The sequence below is a fragment of the Bacillus sp. FSL R5-0576 genome (assembly GCF_038004765.1).
In the GTDB taxonomy this organism is placed as follows: Bacteria; Bacillota; Bacilli; order Bacillales; family Bacillaceae; genus Bacillus; species Bacillus subtilis.
In genome coordinates this window covers 3,618,041-3,638,062 of record NZ_JBBORU010000001.1, presented here as the reverse complement: position 1 = coordinate 3,638,062, position 20,022 = coordinate 3,618,041, and the positions used below count along the sequence as shown (strand labels likewise).

Sequence of the window (20,022 nt, the reverse complement as noted above, 5' to 3'; positions counted from 1 at the left end):
AATCTGAGCCATCTGTGCTATTCTTCAACGATAACCTACTATTTTTTTCTGTAAAAGGAGTTGTTTTCTTGAATATACATGAACAGAAGATAACACCGGAATGTTTGGAAAAGGCTGCTAACCAAGTTGAAGATAAGCGGGAAGAATATAAGGATGTGCTGCTTCAGCTGAAAAAAATGCTTGGCGGAACAACGCCGCACAGTGAAACGGCGGAAATTCTCACGCGGGCATATGAACAAATGAAGGAATATGCACTTTTTGTTCAGTCGATAGAAACATTTTTGAGGAAATCTGCAAACAATTTAAAAATCAAATAAACAGGCTGCCGATGGGATCGGCAGTTTTTTCTGTGAAAAGTCTTCGGTGATTTAAAAAGGGCTGCCTCTCTGTAAGGCAGCCCCTTTTGTTTATGATTGTTGATTCAGGCGCAGTGCAGAATGCTTCGTAGGACCAACATATTGGTTTAGCGGGAAGGATTCTTTAATGGCCGCTGTGATGAATTCTTTCGCTGCGTAAATGGCTTCTTTGACTTCCGCACCTTTGGCAAGCTCCGCTGTCACGGCTGCTGAGAATGTACAGCCTGCGCCATGTGTATAAGGAGTATCGATCATTTCGCTTTCAAGGACTTCCGCTGTTTCTCCGTCATAGAGAACATCAACGGCTTTCTCGTGTTTGAGTTTGCCTCCGCCTGTAATGACGACATATTGAGCGCCGAGTGCGTGAATTTTTTTCGCGGCTTCGATCATATCGTCAACTGTTTTTAGTTCATCCATGCCGCTGAGCTGGCTGGCTTCAAACAAGTTTGGCGTAATGACAGTGGCTAGCGGAGCCAATTGCTCACGCAGGGCTTGGGCGTGCTCCGGATAAAGGACTTCATTAGCACCTTTGCAAACCATAACCGGGTCAATTACCACATTTTTTAATTGTTTTTCTTTGATCGTTTTTGCCGCAAGCTCGATAATATCAACGGTTGGCAGCATTCCTGTTTTCATGGCGTCCACGCCGATGCCGTCCGTAATTGTTGCAAGCTGGGCGCGGATTGTATCAGTATCGATCGGGAATACCTGATGGTCCCAGCTGTTGTTTGGGTCCATCGCAACGATCACCGTTAAGGCGGTCATCCCGTATACGTTTTTTTCTTGAAATGTTTTTAAATCAGCTTGAATCCCAGCACCGCCGCTGGAATCTGAGCCGGCAATGGTGAGTGCTTTGTGCATAGACATGTCTTGAACCTCCATCGTGTTTTGTCTTTCATTATAGTTAGATTTTCTCTGTATCACAATATAGAAGGCTTAGCAATTCATCTAGTATTTTCATTATCACCTTATCCGGTTCAGTAGGATATTCCCACTGATCTCCCGTCCAATATATGTTTTAATAGTACATGACTATGAAAATGAGAAGGAGAGCATCATGAAGATTTCTATCGTAATTGTGACCTATAATCGGATTCCGGCTTTGTGTGAGCTTCTGGAGTCGATTTCCCGCCAGACCTTGAAGCCGTATGAAATTATTATTGTGAATGATGCCGGGGAATCGGTCGTGCCGGTCAAAGCACTGTATCCGGAGCTGCCGATTGCTGTCATCAATTTAGAAAAGAACTCGGGGCATGTGGCTGCGAGAAATGCCGGTGTAAAAGAGGCGTCTGGCGATTGCATTATGCTGTGTGATGACGATGATTTCTTTACGCCAGGGCATGTCGAGAAAATGGCAAAGGAAATAGAAACGGCAGACTTTGTTCATTCTGATGCGGAAATAGTTTCGTTTGAAGAGAAAAACGGAACAAGATATCCAGTGTCACGGAAATTGTTTGCTTATACCGCTGACTATGAGGATATGAGAGTGTTTTCTACATACGTGCCGTCGGGCAGCATGTACAGACGTTTTCTGCATGATGAAATCGGGTATTTCGATGCTGATGTGCACAATTACTGGGATTGGGATTTTTATCTGCGCGCAGCCAAGGATTACCGGGTGAAGCGTGTCCCTTGCGCCAGTGTGATTTATGCCTTCAGTGACGCGGGAGACAATCAGTCTGCGGACCTTGGCGCCAAGCGGAAGCAATATTTGGATCGTTTAAGTGAAAAGCACGGACTCGGGGAGCTGCCGACGAAAAACTTTGCCGTCCTGCTTGAAGAGCCTGAGATGAAGAGGCGGGAAGCAAAAAGTGAAATGGTTTGGGATGGCGAGCCTGTCTATTCCAGACTTCATCGTTCGTAAGGGGGCCTGAATCTTGAAACAGCTTTTACAAGACAGCTGGTGGAATCAGCTAAAGGAAGAGTTTGAGAAACCGTATTATCAAGAGCTCAGAGAAATGCTGAAGCGGGAATACGCGGAGCAAACGATTTATCCGGACAGCCGGGATATTTTCAATGCGCTGCATTATACCTCATACGATGATGTCAAGGTCGTCATTCTCGGCCAAGATCCGTATCACGGGCCGGGACAGGCTCAAGGTTTAAGCTTCTCTGTCAAGCCCGGTGTAAAGCAGCCGCCTTCGTTAAAAAATATTTTTCTTGAGCTGCAGCAGGACATCGGGTGCAGCATCCCGAATCACGGGTCGCTTGTGAGCTGGGCAAAGCAAGGCGTTCTTTTGCTGAATACTGTGCTGACAGTAAGGCGCGGACAGGCGAATTCCCATAAGGGAAAAGGCTGGGAGCGACTGACGGACCGAATTATTGACGTGCTGAGTGAAAGGGAGCGGCCGGTTATCTTTATTTTGTGGGGACGGCATGCTCAAATGAAAAAAGAACGGATCGACACGTCCAAGCATTTTATCATTGAATCGACGCATCCCAGCCCGTTTTCGGCGAGAAACGGATTTTTCGGGAGCAGACCGTTTTCCCGGGCGAATGCCTATTTGGAGAAAATGGGAGAGGCGCCGATTGATTGGTGTATTAAGGATTTGTAAAAAGCGCAGGTTATCTGCGCTTTTTTATTTGAGTATTTTTCGAATCATTCGCAGCCCGTTTTTGGAGGAAGGATAACGAAATGCGAAGTCGAAGCGGTTCGTTTGTTTGACGACGCTTTTTTTGTGCGTGAATGTGTTAAAACTGTCAAACCCGTGATAGCTGCCGATGCCGCTTTCCCCGACGCCGCCGAATGGCAAATACGGCGTCGCCACATGCATTAACGTATCATTGATACAGCCCCCGCCAAACGACAGATTTCCTAAAACAGCGCGCTCAATTTCTTTGTTTGTGGTGAAGAGATACAGGGCGAGCGGCTTAGGGCGCGATTGGACTTTCTCAATGACTTCCCCGATATTGCGGTATGTAAAGAGCGGAAGAATCGGCCCGAAAATCTCCTCCTGCATCACTGGAGAGTCATCCCTCACTTGTTCGAGAATGGTCGGCGCAATTTTGTGATGATTGGGATCAGATTGTCCGCCTGTGAGTAGGATGCCGTCATTCAGAAAGCTGAGCAGCCGCTGATAGTGGCGCTCACTGACGATTTTGCCGTACTGTGAATTCTGTTCCGGCTGAGGGCCGTAAAATTCTCTGATCGCACGCTTCATTTCTTCTGTGAGCTTCGTTTTGATGTCCTCGTGGACAAATAAATAATCCGGTGCGATGCAGGTTTGTCCCGCATTTGTAAATTTCCCGAAGACGATGCGTTTGGCGGCAAGCTGAATGTCAGCATCTTTATGGACGATGCAGGGGCTTTTGCCGCCGAGCTCCAAGGTTACGGGAATTAATTGTTTGGCGGCGGCCTCCATGACGACTTTTCCCACGGCTACGCTGCCGGTAAAGAAAATGTAGTCAAAGGGCTGCTGTAATAATGCTGTGCTGACGTCGGGCCCGCCTTCTGCCATAGCGACATAATCGGTTGGAAAAACGCTGCTGATGAGTTTGGAAAGAATAGCAGAAACAGCCGGCGTATATTCCGATGGCTTGAGAACGACCGTGTTCCCCGCCGCAATGGCTCCAATCAACGGAGAAAGCGCCAGCTGCAAGGGATAGTTCCAAGGCGCAATCACCAAAACGGTTCCATACGGCTCAGGGATGATGATGCTTTTGGAGCCTAGATGAGTCAACGGCGTTTTGACTCGTTTCGGCTTGGACCATTTTCTCAGCCGTTTCATGACAAAGCTGATTTCCTCCAAGACGATTCCGATTTCTGTTGAGTATGCTTCTTGCTCGGATTTATGGAGATCCTGGTAGAGAGCGGCTATGAGATCGGCTTCATGAGTTCTGACGGCTTGTTTCAGCTTTCGCAAAATGTTCAGTCTCGATTCAAGCGGTCTTGTATGTCCCGCCGCAAAATAGGCTTTATGCTTGCTGATGATAGAGGGGATGCTGTTCATTCCGTTTCTCCTTTTTGTAAGGTATGGTGATTTATTATGTGAAAAATCTCTTCTGCTTGTCAATCGCGCAAGGTTTGTCAGAAAAAATAACAAACTCATATCTGCGTTTACAGCAGGAATTTGATAAAATGCAGGAAGACAACATTTATTTTTTTGGAGGGTGCTTCATGAACATTCATATATCTGCATTAATTCAAAAGATGGAAGAGGAGCTGAAAAAAGCAAAAACAGCTGAACGGGATGAGGAGCTGAAGCGTTATGTAGCGGTTGTCCGTTCTCTGTGTGATGTCGTGCTTGATCAGCCGGAGAACGCGAGCGCGCCCCGCATACAGCCGAACGTTACGCCAAGTCCCGCCGCGCCGCCATCGACAGACCAGCTGATGATGGAAAAAATGATGGGGAGCGCGGGATTAAACAAATATCGAAAGCAAGAAAAAGAGAAGCAGGAAGAGGATGGAAACGGAGAGTCTTTATTTGATTTTTAAAGAGAGAGGTTGAGCTTACGTGAAATTGGTTCTTGGCGCGCTGCAATGGACAGCGTTTATTATTGCTGCGGCGATTGTTGTTCCGGTGGCGGTTGCCCAGTCGTTTCATCTGGATCACTCAGATTCTGCAAGATTGATTCAAAGCACTTTTTTTGTACTGGGAATTGCCGCCGTCATTCAGTGTTTGAAAGGCCACAGACTGCCGATCAATGAAAGCCCAGCCGGCTTGTGGTGGGGAGTGTATACGATTTACGCAGGGCTGACGGGAACTGTGTTTGCGACATATGGAGACACACTGCGGGGGTTGCAGGGAGCTCTTCTTGTAAGCGCTGTATGTTTCTTTTTGTTAAGTGTTTTCAAGGTCATTGACAGACTTGCAAAATTGTTTACTCCGGTTGTAACGGGCGTCTATTTATTGCTTCTTGTCATGCAGCTGAGTCAGCCCATTATAAAAGGAATTCTCGGAATCGGTTATCGACAGGACGGGGTGGACGGTCTTGTATTTGGTCTGGCGCTTGTTGTGATCGCTGCCGCCTTTATAATGACAAATTCGAACATCATGTTTTTTAAGCAATATTCTATTTTATTAGCCTTGTTCGGCGGATGGGTGCTGTTTGCGGCTGCCGGAGCGGCAAAGCCGATTGAAATGCCGGACCGGCTGTTTCAGCTGCCTTCCCTGTTTCCTTTTGGGACCCCGTTATTTAACAGCGGCCTGATCATCACTTCTATTTTTATTACCATCTTGCTGATCGTGAATATGCTGGCGAGCATGAAGGTCGTGGACATCGCCGTGAAAAAATTCAGCAAACAGCCTGATGGAAAGCATCATGAACGCCATGCCGGTTTTGCCGCTTCATTCAGCCATCTGCTTAGCGGTTTGACGGGAGCCATTGCGCCTGTTCCGATTTCGGGAGCCGCAGGTTTTATTGAAACGACCAAAATGCCTTCTAAAAAACCGTTTATGCTCGGCAGTATTCTGGTTATCGTGATCAGCGTGATCCCGTTTTTTATGAATACGTTTGCGAGCCTGCCGTCACCCGTTGGATTTGCGGTGAATTTTGTTGTGTTCTCCGCAATGGGCGGTCTGGCCTTTGCCGAATTTGATTCATATGAGAAAGAAGAATCAAAAAGGGTGAGGTCTATCATCGGCATCTCGCTGCTGACAGGGGTCGGTATCATGTTTGTTCCTGAAACTGCGTTAAAGGGATTGCATCCGGTATTTATTTCTCTATTAAGCAACGGGCTCGTATTAGGGACGCTTGCTGCAATAGCTGCTGACCAGTTCCAGCTTTGGCGCAGGAGAAAATCCGACAATCTCGTGTCAACGGAGAACAAACATTGAATTTTGGTGCAGGTGCGATAAGATAAATGATATGAGTTTAACGAAAAGGCGGGAGAGATAGATGAAAGTTTTTATCATATTAGGGGCCATTAACGCCCTGCTTGCCGTGGGACTCGGAGCATTCGGCGCTCACGGATTAGAAGGGAAAATACCTGATAAGTATCTTCAGGTTTGGCACACAGGCGTGCAGTATCATATGTATCACGCCCTTGGGTTATTCGTTGTCGCGTTTCTGGCTGATAAATTATCCGGCATAGGCAGTGTCACGACAGCCGGCTGGCTGATGTTTGCGGGAATTGTGCTGTTTTCCGGAAGCTTATATATTCTAAGTGTGACGCAAATCTCCATTCTTGGAGCGATCACCCCGCTCGGCGGTGTGGCGTTTATTATTTCTTGGATTATGATCGTTGTCGCAGCCGTCAAATATCTATAAACAAAAAAGCCAATCCTCATCATATGAGTGATTGGCTTTTTTCTTATCTTGGCGAATAGGACGCCATGGAATATGGATACGTATAAGCAATTTCTTCATCAAATGTAATGTAATCGAGGTAGATTGTCAGGAGCAGGTAGCGTGTTCCTGATTTCGGGTCGCTGATAATAATGTGATCCCGGCCCGCAGCTTCGATGACGCCGCGAAAAATCTTCGAGCCCCATTCCTTGCTGTTTTCAAATGTCATATAAATGGTGGCCGTTTTTCCCCGATTCAGGCGCAAAATATTCTCGATGTAAGATTCCTCAACAGGCAGCATGCCGGGAACGCTTTGGCCCGGTCCTGACGGTGTAGGCCCCGATGGAATTTGAAAACCGCCGCCCTGCTGCTGGCCCGGGAATCCAAATCCCTGCTGTCCTTGTTGTCCTTGCTGTCCCTGCTGCATTGGCATCATTGGCTGCATCCCCATTGTCTGCATTTGTGAGCCTTGGCCTTGCTGCGGGTACGGGTTGGCGCCAAACTGAGGCTGATACCCCTGCATATTATCAAATGCCTGCATTTGCTGATATTGATTTTTTTTCGGTTTCATATCGTTCCTCCTTTTTATGAAAACCATTCAAAACATGTTCTGGATGTATAGGTGAACGCTCCGCGATGACTCACCTCCGATGGAAAACGATCTTAGTCGCTGGTGCGATTTTTATCTCTTTCACCTTATGAGGCTGATGCTTGGATTATGCTGAAAAAGAACAGCGGACCGATCAGATTTCGCTCTGGGCAGCCGCTGTTTTTCAGAGACATACACAAACTTTTCGCATATTGGTTTGTATCCCTAGCGCAACTTGAGCATAAGCAACATAAGATAACGATAGTTTCAGGTGTGAAGTTCCAAGAAGGAGGTGTAGGATTTGCCTAAAGTATCAGTCATTATGACGAGCTATAACAAAAGCGATTATGTGGCAAAGTCCATTTCTAGCATACTCTCACAAACGTTTTCAGATTTTGAATTGTTTATTATGGATGACAACTCCAATGAAGAGACGCTGAATGTAATCCGTCCTTTTTTGAATGATAACCGAGTGCGTTTTTATCAAAGCGATATATCTGGAGTGAAGGAAAGAACAGAAAAAACGAGATACGCGGCACTGATCAATCAGGCGATTGAGAAGGCGGAGGGTGAATATATCACCTATGCGACGGATGACAACATCTATATGCCGGACCGCCTCCTGAAAATGGTGCGGGAGCTCGATACCCATTCTGAAAAGGCTGTGATTTACTCAGCCTCCAAAACCTATCATTTAAACGAGAATCGCGACATTGTAAAAGAAACTGTCAGGCCTGCCGCTCAAGTGACATGGAACGCGCCGTGCGCAATTGATCATTGCTCGGTGATGCACAGGTATTCGGTGCTTGAGAAGGTAAAGGAGAAGTTTGGCTCCTATTGGGATGAAAGCCCGGCGTTTTACCGTATAGGAGATGCCCGGTTCTTTTGGAGAGTCAATCATTTTTATCCGTTTTACCCACTGGATGAGGAGCTGGACCTGAATTATATTACCGACCAATCGATTCACTTTCAGCTGTTTGAATCAGAAAAAAATGAATTTGTCAGGAACCTTCCTCCGCAGCGAAATTGCCGAGAACTGCGTGAATCATTAAAAAAGCTTGGAATGGGGTGAGAGCTTGTCGGCCTATTTAAGCAATTATTGGGTGCTGTACCGGAAGTACGTGGAGCTTTTTGACAAACTTCGCTACAAAGGGATTCCGCTTGGGCTTATCAGTAATTTTTATCAATACATCAGCCCTGAACTGAGGGTGATGATGGAAGAAGAACCGGAATTATTCGGATCGGTGGATCAGCATATCGATGAGGGACAGATTCAGCCGTTTTTTGAAGAAAGAATCCAAAACATCGTTAAAACAAATGACGAACCTGTTAAAGGGAAAGTCATTTTGCACTTTGATTACCTGCGTTTTTCAAACGAAAATTACTATCAATTTGATCCTGAAAAAACGGCTGTTTTGGCCAGATGGAGTTTGCCGCATTATTGTGATCTGCCTGTAATTAGCAAGCGGGAGATTGCGGATTCATGCCAAAAAGGCGATTCGAAGCAGTATCTCGAAACAGCCTGTTCGCTTCTGGCCCCTTATGATGATCACCCGGCATTTGGTGATCAAGCGTTTCGCGACCGGCTTTTCAAAGATATTCCTTTATTTATAGAGGCCATTGATACAGTTGATGCGCTGTTTGAGCAGGAAAAGATTTCAGCTATTATTGTCGGAACGGCAGAAGACATTTATAGCAGGGTGCTCGCTCTCATGTGTCAAAGAAAAGGGGCCGTCAGCATTTGTCTTCAGCATGGCGCATTGATGGGAGATGAAGCCTTCATTCCTGTTTTTACAAGCTATCAAGCTGTTTTTGGTGCGTATGAAGCAGAGTGGTTCATACGAAAAGGCTGTAAACCCGAGCAGATTCTCGTAACGGGACATCCCCGCTTCGATCAGATTTTTAACAGAACGCCTATGGATATGTCCATATTCTATCGAAAACTTGCTTTTCAGCCGACTAAAAAAATTGTGCTCATTGCCACTCAGCCCTTTTCAGAAGACTTTTATTCCGGTGTGCTGCAGGGGCTTTCTGATCAGAAGCAGCTGCAAATCATTATCAAACCCCACCCGTGGGAAATCGGAAAAAACAAGCTTGATCTGTATCACGAGGCGGCGAAAAAACATCAAGCATGCAGAGTCATCAAAAAGGAGCTGGAGCTTTATGATTTGCTGCCGTATGTTGATGCCGCAGTGACGCAAACCTCGACAGTCGGTCTTGAAGCCATGCTGTTTCAAAAGCCTGTGCTGATAGGAAAATCGTCCGGAAATCGCTCGTATCCGTATTATGAGTCTCTTGGCGATTTTATGTTTGACCAGCCGGATGAACTGGCGCACACCTTGGTTGAAGTTCTTCGAAGTCCCGACGTGCATCAAAAAGCAGAAGAGGCGCGCCTGGCATTCATAGCGGCTAATTATCCGGTGGCAGAATCAACAAATGCTTTATTTGCGGAACTGAAAGCCAAAACAGGAGTTGATTACAGGCGGGAAGATACTGAATAAAATGATAGGAGCGCAAAGAAATGGTGCAAAAGAGAAATCATTTTCTCCCTTACTCATTGCCGTTAATCGGTAAGGAAGAAATTCAGGAGGTTACAGAAACGCTTGAATCGGGATGGCTCTCTAAAGGCCCGAAGGTTCAGCAGTTTGAAAAAGAGTTTGCCGCGTTTGTCGGGGCGAAGCACGCCGTGGCAGTAAATTCATGTACCGCAGCTTTATTTTTGGCTTTGAAAGCAAAAGGGATCGGGCCCGGGGACGAGGTCATTACCACTCCGCTTACGTTCAGCTCGACCGCCAATACGATTATTCATACAGGAGCGACGCCTGTGTTTGCGGATATTGACCAAAACACGCTCAATATTGACCCGGTAAAGCTTGAGGCGGCCGTCACACCGCGAACGAAAGCAGTTGTGCCCGTCCACTTTGGCGGGCAGTCCTGCGATATGGATGCAATATTGGCTATTGCCCAAAATCATGGTTTATTCGTGCTGGAGGATGCGGCACATGCGGTATATACGACTTATAAGCAAAGAATGATCGGTTCTATCGGGGATGCAACGGCATTCAGCTTTTACGCCACCAAAAACCTCGCGACAGGGGAAGGCGGCATGCTGACGACTGATGATGAGGAGCTTGCCGATAAGATCCGGGTGCTAAGCCTTCACGGCATGAGTAAAGCCGCATGGAACCGTTATTCTTCAAATGGCAGCTGGTACTATGAAGTCGAATCGCCCGGCTATAAGATGAATATGTTTGATTTGCAGGCGGCCCTCGGACTTCATCAGCTGAAACGGCTGGATGATATGCAGAAACGGAGAGAAGAGATTGCCGGCCGCTATCAAACCGCTTTTCAGCAGATTCCTGGGCTGATCACGCCGTTTGTCCATGATGACGGCAGGCACGCCTGGCATCTATATGTTCTGCAAGTTGATGACAAAAAGGCCGGGGTTACGCGCAGCGAAATGATTACGGCTTTAAAGGATGAATATAATATCGGCACTAGCGTTCATTTTATTCCAGTACACATTCATCCATATTATCAAAAGCAATTTGGATATAAGGAAGCGGACTTTCCGAATGCCATGAATTACTATAAACGAACCCTTTCTCTCCCGCTCTATCCGTCAATGTCTGACGACGATGTAGATGATGTCATTGAAGCTGTGCGGGATATCGTAAAAGGGGCTGATTAAGTGTATACGGTAAAAGAAAATGTCTCCAAAGAGTTGATTGAGGAATTTCTCCAAAGCCGACAGCTTACACTGGATGTTCCGTATCAATTTTCCCTCGGCCTTTTTGAAAACAGCAGGCTCCAAGGCGTATTGCTTTACGAAGATTCTTTGTGGGAAAGCAAGGTGCTTCAGAAGAAAGTCATGAACGTCAAACTTCTTGCGGCAAATAGTACCGGGCAGCTAAAGAGGCTGTTTGAAGCTTTTTATACTGTACGCCAAATGGATGAAACGGATTTTATCTTTGTCCGCGTTCCGGCTGAAGATATCGGAGCCGCGCATGTGATACAGCAGCAGCCATCCTCTTACTTTGTCGGGAGTTTGCTGAAGCTGGCGATGCCTCCGTCTTTTTATGACAAAACACCGCCATTTTTTGAACTGGGCCCGCCTGAGCCCGGGGACACAGAAGCGATATGTGAGCTGGCCCGAGACTCGTTTACAAAAAGCAGATATTTTCAGGATCCTCATCTCAGCCGCGATGCAGCAAACAAAATATTTCAGGAGTGGACACGAAACAATCTGAATGGAAGGGCGGCGGTCAATATTGTCGCTAAACACAATGGCGAGGTCATCGGCTATCTTCAGGGCTTATCAAGAGATGATGAGTGCATTCTCGATTTGATGGCTGTAAAGCCGGGATTTGAAGGAAAACGTATTGCATTTCATTTATTGGCGAATCTCGTAGAACAACCGGAGACCCAGAAGCATAGAACGGTAACAGCGGGGACGCAGCTTCACAATGTAAGGGCGATCCGCCTTTATGAACGAATGGGCTTCACCGCTGAACAATCGTATTACTATTATCATATTTGGCCGGGCAAGGAGGCGAAATAATGGCAGCGTTTCAGATCGCGAATAAAACTGTAGGCAAAGACGCTCCTGTTTTTATTATTGCTGAGGCGGGGATTAATCATGACGGGAAGCTTGATCAGGCTTTTGCGCTGATAGACGCCGCGGCGGAAGCGGGAGCGGATGCCGTGAAATTTCAAATGTTCCAAGCTGATAGGATGTACCAGAAAGATCCTGGTTTGTACAAGACGGCAGCGGGCAAGGACGTCTCTATTTTTTCTTTGGTTCAATCTATGGAAATGCCTGCTGAGTGGATTTTACCGCTATTGGATTACTGCCGCGAAAAGCAGGTGATCTTTTTAAGTACGGTATGTGATGAGGGGTCAGCTGATCTGCTTCAGTCTACCTCGCCGAGCGCTTTTAAAATCGCATCCTATGAAATTAACCATCTCCCGCTGCTCAAATATGTCGCCCGACTGAACAGGCCGATGATTTTCTCGACAGCCGGAGCTGAAATCTCTGATGTCCACGAAGCTTGGCGCACCATCAGGGCAGAGGGAAACAATCAAATTGCCATAATGCATTGTGTGGCGAAATACCCAGCACCGCCGGAGTACAGCAACCTCAGCGTCATTCCGATGCTTGCCGCCGCTTTTCCTGAGGCGGTCATCGGCTTCTCCGATCATAGCGAGCATCCGACAGAAGCGCCGTGTGCCGCGGTTCGGCTCGGAGCAAAACTGATAGAAAAGCATTTTACGATCGATAAAAATCTGCCGGGTGCCGACCACTCGTTTGCATTAAATCCGGATGAATTGAAAGAAATGGTCGATGGCATCAGGAAAACGGAAGCTGAGCTGAAACAGGGGATCACAAAGCCGGTCTCTGAAAAACTGCTTGGCAGTTCATACAAAACAACAACCTCCATCGAAGGAGAAATCAGAAATTTTGCATACAGAGGCATTTTTACAACAGCTCCGATTCAAAAAGGTGAAGCCTTTAGTGAAGACAATATCGCAGTGCTTCGGCCCGGACAAAAGCCGCAGGGGCTGCACCCGAGATTTTTTGAACTGCTGACCAGCGGTGTTCGGGCTGTAAGAGACATTCCAGCCGACACAGGCATTGTCTGGGATGACATTTTACTGAAGGACAGCCCGTTTCATGAATGATATTCTCTTTATCATTCAAGCAAGAATGGGTTCAACAAGGCTTCCGGGAAAAGTGCTTCGGCCGCTCGGATCGAATCGTTTACTTGATATTCTCGTTCACCGTGTCCGGCAAAGCGCGTTTTACCAAAAGGATCGGGATAATCTTGTCATCGCCACGTCTGACAAAGAAACTGACGACATATTAGAGGCGCACTGTATCAAACAAGGCTTTCGTGTTTTCCGCGGGAGCGAAGAACGTGTCCTCGATAGGTTTGTGAAGGTCATAGAAGCTGTTAAACCGTCAGTCATCATCCGGTTAACAGGTGATAATCCGTTTGTCGATCCTGAGCTGCTCGATGTAATGATTCAGGCGCATTTTGATCAAGGCTCGGATTATACGTATATCCTGAATGCCCCATTAGGGATTTGCGGCGAAGTGGTCAACGCCAACCTGTTAATTGACATCAGCCGTATTCAGGCTTTGGAGGATCAATATCAGGAGCATGTCACGTTATATATAAGGAATCATCCAGCTCTTTATCGTGTTCAGTTTTTAGAGGCGCCGGAACGGTTTCGCGCCCCTCAATATCGGCTGACCATTGATACAAAGGAAGACTATGAATCGATAAAGGCCCTCTATCAAAAAGCAGGCGAGCGCCCCGATGTATCCGCCTCAGAGCTTATCACCCTTCTGAACCGGAACCCCGATGCGGCAACCGAACGAGAGGCTGACTAGCCATGCATGTTGGGATCTTCGCAGACGGCGGCTATGAAAAGGGAATGGGCCATGTTGTCCGGATGAAGAGGCTTGCGGAGGGGCTCAAACAGCGATGCTTGATTACGTTTTATACGAATCAGGAGTCTGAAGCGTTTCTTCATGAAGAGCATTGGCGTGTCATCGTAAAGCCGGAGCTGCAGCAGCACGAATTTATTCTCCGGGAAATAAAAAGCAAGAAGCTTGATTTGCTTTTGTTTGATATTCTAGGCGCGCCTGCAGAGCTGTTAAAGAAAATAAAGACGGAGACAGATGCGAAAATTGTTCTTTTTGAAGAGAAAAACGGTAAATCGATTCAATATAGTGACGCAGTCATTAACGGAATTTACGGTCACATCAGAAGCAGGGTGTACGTTCAGGGAAACACACGCATCTATGAAGGTCCGGACTATCTTATTCTTCACCCCGCCTTTCAGGCCGCTAGAGAGGATTACACACTTAAGAAAGACTGCCGCAATATCCTTGTTGCATTAGGAGGAAGTGATCCGAAGCAGCTTATTTTTAAAGTGCTGGCTGCCGCTGATCAAGTCCCCGACATAAAAGACAAAAACATGATGTTTGTGATGGGGAGCGCTTCACCGCATCAAGAGGCAGTCCGAAGGCGGATCGAAAAGAAGCCGCAGTACAAGATGATCGAACAGACAAATGATATGGCAGGTTTGATGAAACAAGCGGACGCAGCCATTGTCGCCGGCGGCATCTCTCTATATGAAGCCATTTGCATCGGCGTGCCGTGCCTTGTTCTTTCTCAGGTTGAGCATCAAACGGCAACAGCAAAAACATTTGCTGGCCAAGGCGCCGCTCTTGATCTTGGATTGGGTGAGCTTGTACCGGATGAAACACTCATCTATCAGATGTCACGCATTATGAGCAGCTATCCTCTTCGCCTTTCTTTGCACAAGGGAGGAAGGCCGCTCGTGGATGGCAAAGGCATTATACGGGTAACAGCTATTCTTCAAGATTTATATGAACAAGAGATATAAAAATGCATGTAAGGAAGTGTTAATGTGAAAGGTGTTATTTTAGCCGGAGGAAACGGCTCACGCCTTATGCCCTTAACGAAAGCCGTCAACAAGCATTTGCTTCCTGTAGGCCCGTATCCGATGATATACTGGTCGATTATGAAGCTGGAGGAAGCCGGAATAAAAGACATTTTACTCATCAGCCAAAAGGAGCATATGCCGCAATTTTACAAACTGCTTGGGAACGGGGAAGAGCTTGGCGTTACTATCACTTATCAAGTACAGCCGGCAGCATCGGGCATTTCGGATGGGCTGTCTTATGCAAAGCGCTTTACGAAAAAAGAGTCTTTCATTTTATTATTAGGTGATAATATATTTGAAGATTCATTAAAGCCTTATACAGAACGCTTTGAACAGCAGGGGAAAGGAGCAAAAGTGCTTCTGAAAGAAGTTGATGACCCGGAACGTTTCGGGATTGCTGAGATTGATGAGAAAAACAAGCGGATTCGTTCCATCATCGAAAAGCCCGAACAGCCACCGACCAACCTTTGTGTTACCGGCATTTATATGTATGATGCAGAGGTGTTTTCGTATATTGAACAAATATCACCATCAAAGCGCGGCGAGCTGGAAATCACCGATGTTAATAATCTATACATCGAAAACAGCCAGCTTACGTATGATGTGTTATCAGGCTGGTGGGTAGATGCCGGAACTCACGAATCGCTTTATCTCGCTTCCCAGCTTGTACACCAGGCTTTACGGAAAGGACAGGACGAAAAGTGATGGCAAAATCATATTTAATTACAGGCGGGGCCGGCTTCATCGGGCTCACGTTTACAAAGCTCATGCTGAGGGAAACGGAAGCGCGCATTACCGTTTTAGATAAACTGACGTACGCCAGCCACCCGGAGGAAATGGAAAAATTACAGCAAAACAGCCGTTTTCGCTTTGTAAAAGGGGACATCAGCGTTCAGGAGGATATCGACCGGGCGTTTGACGAGACCTACGACGGCGTCATTCACTTCGCAGCAGAATCGCATGTGGACAGAAGCATTTCCCAAGCGGAGCCGTTTATCACCACAAATGTCATGGGGACTTACCGATTGGCGGAAGCGGTCTTGAAAGGAAAAGCCAAGAAGCTGATTCATATTTCAACAGATGAGGTGTACGGAGATTTAAAAGCGGATGATCCCGCGTTTACAGAAACGACGCCGCTTTCTCCTAATAACCCATACTCAGCCAGCAAAGCAAGCTCAGATTTGCTCGTGTTGTCTTATGTGAAAACCCACAAGCTTCCGGCCATCATTACACGATGCAGCAACAATTACGGACCTTATCAGCACAGCGAAAAAATGATTCCGACGATTATCCGTCATGCGAAGCAGGGCCTGCCTGTTCCGCTGTATGGCGATGGACTCCAGATCCGAGACTGGCTGTTTGCGGAGGATCATTGCCGCGCAATCAAACTGATTTTAGAAAAAGGAACCGACGGCGAGGTGTATAACATCGGCGGCGGAAATGAACGCACGAATAAAGAGCTGGCGAGTGTCATTTTGAAGCATCTGGGCTGTGAGGAATTGTTCGCCCACGTGGAAGACCGAAAAGGGCATGACCGGCGCTATGCGATCAATGCATCTAAGCTGAAAAATGAACTGGGCTGGCGGCAGGAAGTGACGTTTGAAGAAGGCATTGCGCGTACGATTCAGTGGTATACAGACAATGACCGATGAGAAGGTGATCTGATTGACAAAGGTATTGGTAACTGGGGCCGGAGGACAGCTTGGCTTGGAACTATGCCGCCAGCTGAAGCAAGCCGGATATGAGGTCATTGCGTTAACAAAGAAGATGATGAACATTGCTGACCAGCGCTCAGTACGGCATTCGTTTGGCCATTATCAGCCGGATATCGTGGTCAATAGCGCCGCGTTTACGTCGGTTGATCAATGCGAGAAAGAGCTTGATAAAGCGTACTTGATTAACGGAATCGGCGCTTATTATACAGCGCTTGAGTCAACCCGCATCGGTGCTCAATATGTTCATATCAGCACGGACTATGTATTCAATGGGAAAGGAACCCAGCCATATAGGGAAGACGATCCCCTCGATCCGAAAACCATTTATGGGAAAAGCAAAAGGCTTGGAGAAGAACTGATACGATTAACGACAAAAGACAGCACGATCATCAGAACATCGTGGGTGTACGGACATGGCGGCAGTAATTTCGTTGAAACCATGCTGAAGCTTGCTGAAACGAAACAAGAGCTTCGGGTTGTCAGCGATCAAATTGGTTCGCCGACTTATACGAAGGATTTAGCAGAAGCGGTCATCAAGCTGTTCAGCCATCCGCCGGGCATCTATCATGTCAGCAATTCAGGCATATGCAGCTGGTATGAGTTTGCGACGGCAATTATGGAAGAAAGCGGGCTGGAAACAGCCATTTTGCCTGTAACGACAGAGGAATACGGGAACAAAACGCCCCGCCCGGCATACTCTGTGCTGAGCCATCGGGCTATTGAAGAAGCCGGCATCCGCCCCCGCCACTGGCGGGAAGCGTTACGAGAGTATTTGCAGGAAAGGAGCAGTGCGTGTGATTGATGGAGTCAAGGTGAAAAAATTGATGAAGCATAGCGATGACAGAGGCTTTTTTGCTGAGCTGGTCCGGGACGATGAGAATCTCCTTGAGCATTTTGGGCAGGCCTCTTGGTCGAAAAGCTATCCGGGTGTGATTAAGGCATTTCATTATCATGAGAAGCAGGATGATCTCTGGTTCTTCCCAACCGGCCACGCTCAGGTTGTCCTATACGATCTTCGAGAGGATTCAAAGACAAAAGGAGAAACGGACGTCTATTATATGGGCGAAGACAACCCGATGCTGTTATTAATCCCAAAAGGGGTGGCTCACGGATATAGAGTGCTGGGAGAGACACCGCTGACAATTATCTATTTTACCACCATGTCGTATAACCCGGATCAGCCTGATGAAAAAAGAATTCCGTGGAATGATGAGACGATCGGTTTTAACTGGAACACTGAATTCAGATAAAAATAGGAACGTGATCAATCGAAGAGCAGAGGCATCTTCGACTTTTTTTGCCCTTTTTTAAAATAGGATAAAAGATAGAAAATGTCGGGCAGATGTTACTAGAAAAAGAGAGAGAAATCGTCCATTTGAACCTTGTGTAAACAGGAAGTAATTCTCATTGAATTCCAAGTGTTAATATTCCTTAAAAAACATTTACTTCCATGGAAAATGATGATAGATTAATTTTTAAGAAAAAGAACTGGTAATTCGCGAATTATGAAAAAGCGCTTTTTCTGCAGAGGACGCTCTGGCCAAATTTCAACAATCAATTAGGGGGAAATGTCATGCTAAAAAGAACTTCATTCGTATCTTCATTATTCATCAGTTCAGCTGTTTTACTATCAATCTTACTTCCTTCGGGCCAAGCTCATGCACAGTCTGCATCAATCGAGGCAAAAACAATTAACAGCACGAAAGAGTGGACCACTTCTGATATTGAAGTGACATATAAACCAAATGCGGTGCTTTCTCTCGGAGCGGTAGAATTTCAATTTCCTGACGGGTTTCATGCTACGACAAGAGATTCAGTGAATGGAAGAACACTGAAAGAAACACAGATTTTAAACGATGGAAAAACAGTCAGACTCCCGCTTACGCTTGATTTGTTAGGCGCATCCGAATTTGACCTTGTCATGGTGCGTAAAACTCTTCCTCGCGCAGGCACTTACACGATTAAAGGCGATGTAGTAAACGGTTTGGGAATCGGCAGTTTTTATGCTGAAACGCAGCTGGTGATTGATCCCCGTTAATCGATAGATTTGTAGTCAGAGACTGAGATGTTTTCAGTCTCTTTTTTTTTGTGGATTCAAAAGCTGGTACGGATCTTGCATGATGATAAGGGTGAATCCGATGCAGAAAGGAATTGGCGGGCTGATTTTTTAAAGCGCTTACATTACAGCCGGCCAAAAAAACAATGAGGTGAAAAAGATGTCAGCAAAGCAAGTCTCGAAAGATGAAGAAAAAGAAGCTCTTAACTTATTTCTGTCTACCCAAACAATCATTAAGGAAGCCCTTCGGAAGCTGGGTTATCCGGGAGATATGTATGAACTCATGAAAGAGCCGCAGAGAATGCTCACTGTCCGCATTCCGGTCAAAATGGACAATGGGAGCGTCAAAGTGTTCACAGGCTACCGGTCACAGCACAATGATGCTGTCGGTCCGACAAAGGGGGGCGTTCGCTTCCATCCAGAAGTTAATGAAGAGGAAGTAAAGGCATTATCCATTTGGATGACGCTCAAATGCGGGATTGCCAATCTTCCTTACGGCGGCGGGAAGGGCGGTATTATTTGTGATCCGCGGACAATGTCATTTGGAGAACTGGAAAGGCTGAGCAGGGGGTATGTCCGTGCCATCAGCCAGATCGTCGGTCCGACAAAGGATATTCCAGCTCCAGATGTATACACAAATTCGCAGATTATGGCGTGGATGATGGATGAGTACAGCCGGCTGCGGGAATTCGATTCTCCGGGCTTTATTACAGGTAAACCGCTTGTTTTGGGAGGATCGCAAGGACGGGAAACGGCGACGGCACAGGGCGTCACGATTTGTATTGAAGAGGCGGTGAAGAAAAAAGGGATCAAGCTGCAAAACGCGCGCATCATCATACAGGGCTTTGGAAACGCGGGTAGCTTCCTGGCCAAATTCATGCACGATGCGGGCGCGAAGGTGATCGGGATTTCTGATGCCAATGGCGGGCTCTACAACCCAGACGGCCTTGATATCCCTTATTTGCTCGATAAACGGGACAGCTTCGGTATGGTCACCAATTTATTTACTGACGTCATCACAAATGAGGAGCTGCTTGAAAAGGATTGCGATATTTTAGTGCCTGCCGCGATCTCCAATCAAATCACAGCCAAAAACGCACATAACATTCAGGCGTCAATCGTCGTTGAAGCGGCGAACGGACCGACAACCATTGATGCCACTAAGATCCTGAATGAAAGAGGCGTGCTGCTTGTGCCGGATATCCTGGCGAGTGCCGGCGGCGTCACGGTTTCTTATTTTGAATGGGTGCAAAACAACCAAGGATATTATTGGTCAGAAGAAGAAGTTGCAGAAAAACTGAGAAACGTCATGGTCAGCTCGTTCGAAACAATTTATCAAACAGCGGCAACACATAAAGTGGATATGCGTTTGGCGGCTTACATGACGGGCATCAGAAAATCGGCAGAAGCATCGAGATTCCGCGGATGGGTGTAATTTGAGAAGCCTCCGCAAAATAATTTTGCATTTGTTTTTTGCGTAAAGAGCAAAAATCGCAAAATAAATTTGCGTTCAAGATCGGAAAAAGAGAAAGGTGATCACCTGTTAGACAAATTTCTGTTCGATTCAACAAGTTTTTTCAGCAAAAGACAAGAAAATGG

General features: G+C 46.7%; 22 protein-coding genes. 19 read left to right on the top strand and 3 right to left on the bottom strand.

The features are described 5' to 3' along the window. Positions 1-68 precede the first annotated feature (68 nt). Positions 69-317, top strand: coding sequence for a hypothetical protein (locus tag NX903_RS18670; RefSeq protein WP_003243437.1), 249 nt, complete (start codon positions 69-71; stop codon positions 315-317). A gap of 90 nt (positions 318-407) precedes the next feature. Here NX903_RS18670 and NX903_RS18665 read toward each other — a convergent pair whose 3' ends face one another. Beyond that, a complete protein-coding gene (locus NX903_RS18665) occupies positions 408-1,223 on the bottom strand; it encodes a bifunctional hydroxymethylpyrimidine kinase/phosphomethylpyrimidine kinase (RefSeq protein ID WP_014665830.1) in 816 nt (271 codons plus the stop codon). Between the two features lie 190 nt (positions 1,224-1,413). On the opposite strand from NX903_RS18665, the gene NX903_RS18660 reads away from it, so the two are divergent. Continuing rightward, on the top strand, positions 1,414-2,220 hold the full coding sequence (locus NX903_RS18660) for a glycosyltransferase family 2 protein (protein ID WP_017696218.1): 807 nt from the start codon (positions 1,414-1,416) through the stop codon (positions 2,218-2,220). Between the two features lie 13 nt (positions 2,221-2,233). Next, positions 2,234-2,911 (top strand): uracil-DNA glycosylase, encoded by a 678-nt coding sequence (locus tag NX903_RS18655; RefSeq protein WP_003242965.1) that lies wholly within the window; start codon positions 2,234-2,236, stop codon positions 2,909-2,911. Positions 2,912-2,935: 24 nt separating this feature from the next. On the opposite strand, the gene NX903_RS18650 is transcribed toward NX903_RS18655, so the two are convergent. After that, entirely contained in the window at positions 2,936-4,306 is a 1,371-nt protein-coding gene (locus NX903_RS18650; protein ID WP_086344455.1) for an aldehyde dehydrogenase, read from the bottom strand. Positions 4,307-4,473: 167 nt separating this feature from the next. On the opposite strand from NX903_RS18650, the gene NX903_RS18645 reads away from it, so the two are divergent. From NX903_RS18645 to NX903_RS18635, 3 genes are all read left to right on the top strand, one after another. Then, positions 4,474-4,791: a YwdI family protein gene (locus tag NX903_RS18645; RefSeq protein ID WP_124059380.1), complete on the top strand. Its 318-nt coding sequence runs from the start codon at positions 4,474-4,476 to the stop codon at positions 4,789-4,791. Positions 4,792-4,810: 19 nt separating this feature from the next. Continuing rightward, positions 4,811-6,133 (top strand): purine/pyrimidine permease, encoded by a 1,323-nt coding sequence (locus tag NX903_RS18640; protein WP_015384975.1) that lies wholly within the window; start codon positions 4,811-4,813, stop codon positions 6,131-6,133. A gap of 61 nt (positions 6,134-6,194) precedes the next feature. After that, on the top strand, positions 6,195-6,566 hold the full coding sequence (locus NX903_RS18635; protein ID WP_003227446.1) for a DUF423 domain-containing protein: 372 nt from the start codon (positions 6,195-6,197) through the stop codon (positions 6,564-6,566). 43 nt (positions 6,567-6,609) lie between these two features. Here NX903_RS18635 and gerQ read toward each other — a convergent pair whose 3' ends face one another. Beyond that, positions 6,610-7,155: a spore coat protein GerQ gene (gene gerQ / locus NX903_RS18630; protein WP_003227448.1), complete on the bottom strand. Its 546-nt coding sequence runs from the start codon at positions 7,153-7,155 to the stop codon at positions 6,610-6,612. A gap of 319 nt (positions 7,156-7,474) precedes the next feature. Here gerQ and spsA point away from each other — a divergent pair, with 319 nt between their 5' ends. The 13 genes from spsA to rocG all read left to right on the top strand — a co-directional run bounded on the left by spsA (position 7,475) and on the right by rocG (position 19,858). Beyond that, on the top strand, positions 7,475-8,245 hold the full coding sequence (gene spsA / locus NX903_RS18625; RefSeq protein ID WP_086344453.1) for a spore coat dTDP-glycosyltransferase SpsA: 771 nt from the start codon (positions 7,475-7,477) through the stop codon (positions 8,243-8,245). A gap of 4 nt (positions 8,246-8,249) precedes the next feature. Beyond that, positions 8,250-9,674 carry a CDP-glycerol glycerophosphotransferase family protein gene (locus tag NX903_RS18620; RefSeq protein WP_086344452.1) on the top strand — a complete coding sequence of 475 codons (1,425 nt, stop codon included), beginning with the start codon at positions 8,250-8,252 and terminating at the stop codon, positions 9,672-9,674. A 20-nt stretch (positions 9,675-9,694) separates the two neighbouring features. Next, positions 9,695-10,864, top strand: a complete 1,170-nt coding sequence (locus tag NX903_RS18615) for a DegT/DnrJ/EryC1/StrS family aminotransferase (RefSeq protein WP_086344451.1) — start codon at positions 9,695-9,697, stop codon at positions 10,862-10,864. Beyond that, positions 10,865-11,734, top strand: a complete 870-nt coding sequence (locus NX903_RS18610; protein WP_086344450.1) for a GNAT family N-acetyltransferase — start codon at positions 10,865-10,867, stop codon at positions 11,732-11,734. Then, positions 11,734-12,855 (top strand): N-acetylneuraminate synthase family protein, encoded by a 1,122-nt coding sequence (locus tag NX903_RS18605; RefSeq protein WP_015384970.1) that lies wholly within the window; start codon positions 11,734-11,736, stop codon positions 12,853-12,855. Before NX903_RS18610 ends, NX903_RS18605 begins: the two co-directional genes overlap by 1 nt. Further along, positions 12,848-13,570: a spore coat polysaccharide biosynthesis protein SpsF gene (locus NX903_RS18600; protein WP_003243421.1), complete on the top strand. Its 723-nt coding sequence runs from the start codon at positions 12,848-12,850 to the stop codon at positions 13,568-13,570. Before NX903_RS18605 ends, NX903_RS18600 begins: the two co-directional genes overlap by 8 nt. Positions 13,571-13,572: 2 nt before the next feature. Continuing rightward, on the top strand, positions 13,573-14,592 hold the full coding sequence (locus tag NX903_RS18595; RefSeq protein WP_086344449.1) for a PseG/SpsG family protein: 1,020 nt from the start codon (positions 13,573-13,575) through the stop codon (positions 14,590-14,592). Between the two features lie 24 nt (positions 14,593-14,616). Continuing rightward, positions 14,617-15,357 (top strand): sugar phosphate nucleotidyltransferase, encoded by a 741-nt coding sequence (locus NX903_RS18590; protein ID WP_014478328.1) that lies wholly within the window; start codon positions 14,617-14,619, stop codon positions 15,355-15,357. After that, the gene (rfbB, locus tag NX903_RS18585) at positions 15,357-16,304 is read left to right on the top strand and encodes a dTDP-glucose 4,6-dehydratase (protein ID WP_086344448.1); all 948 of its coding nucleotides are present in this window, start codon (positions 15,357-15,359) and stop codon (positions 16,302-16,304) included. Before NX903_RS18590 ends, rfbB begins: the two co-directional genes overlap by 1 nt. 13 nt (positions 16,305-16,317) lie before the next feature. Further along, entirely contained in the window at positions 16,318-17,169 is an 852-nt protein-coding gene (rfbD, locus tag NX903_RS18580) for a dTDP-4-dehydrorhamnose reductase (protein ID WP_015250965.1), read from the top strand. Further along, positions 17,162-17,617, top strand: coding sequence for a dTDP-4-dehydrorhamnose 3,5-epimerase family protein (locus tag NX903_RS18575; protein WP_014481242.1), 456 nt, complete (start codon positions 17,162-17,164; stop codon positions 17,615-17,617). Before rfbD ends, NX903_RS18575 begins: the two co-directional genes overlap by 8 nt. A 323-nt stretch (positions 17,618-17,940) precedes the next feature. Beyond that, positions 17,941-18,405 carry a biofilm surface layer hydrophobin BslB gene (bslB, locus tag NX903_RS18570; protein ID WP_003227472.1) on the top strand — a complete coding sequence of 155 codons (465 nt, stop codon included), beginning with the start codon at positions 17,941-17,943 and terminating at the stop codon, positions 18,403-18,405. A gap of 178 nt (positions 18,406-18,583) precedes the next feature. Continuing rightward, entirely contained in the window at positions 18,584-19,858 is a 1,275-nt protein-coding gene (rocG, locus tag NX903_RS18565) for a glutamate dehydrogenase (protein WP_015250966.1), read from the top strand. The last annotated feature ends 164 nt before the right edge of the window (positions 19,859-20,022 follow it).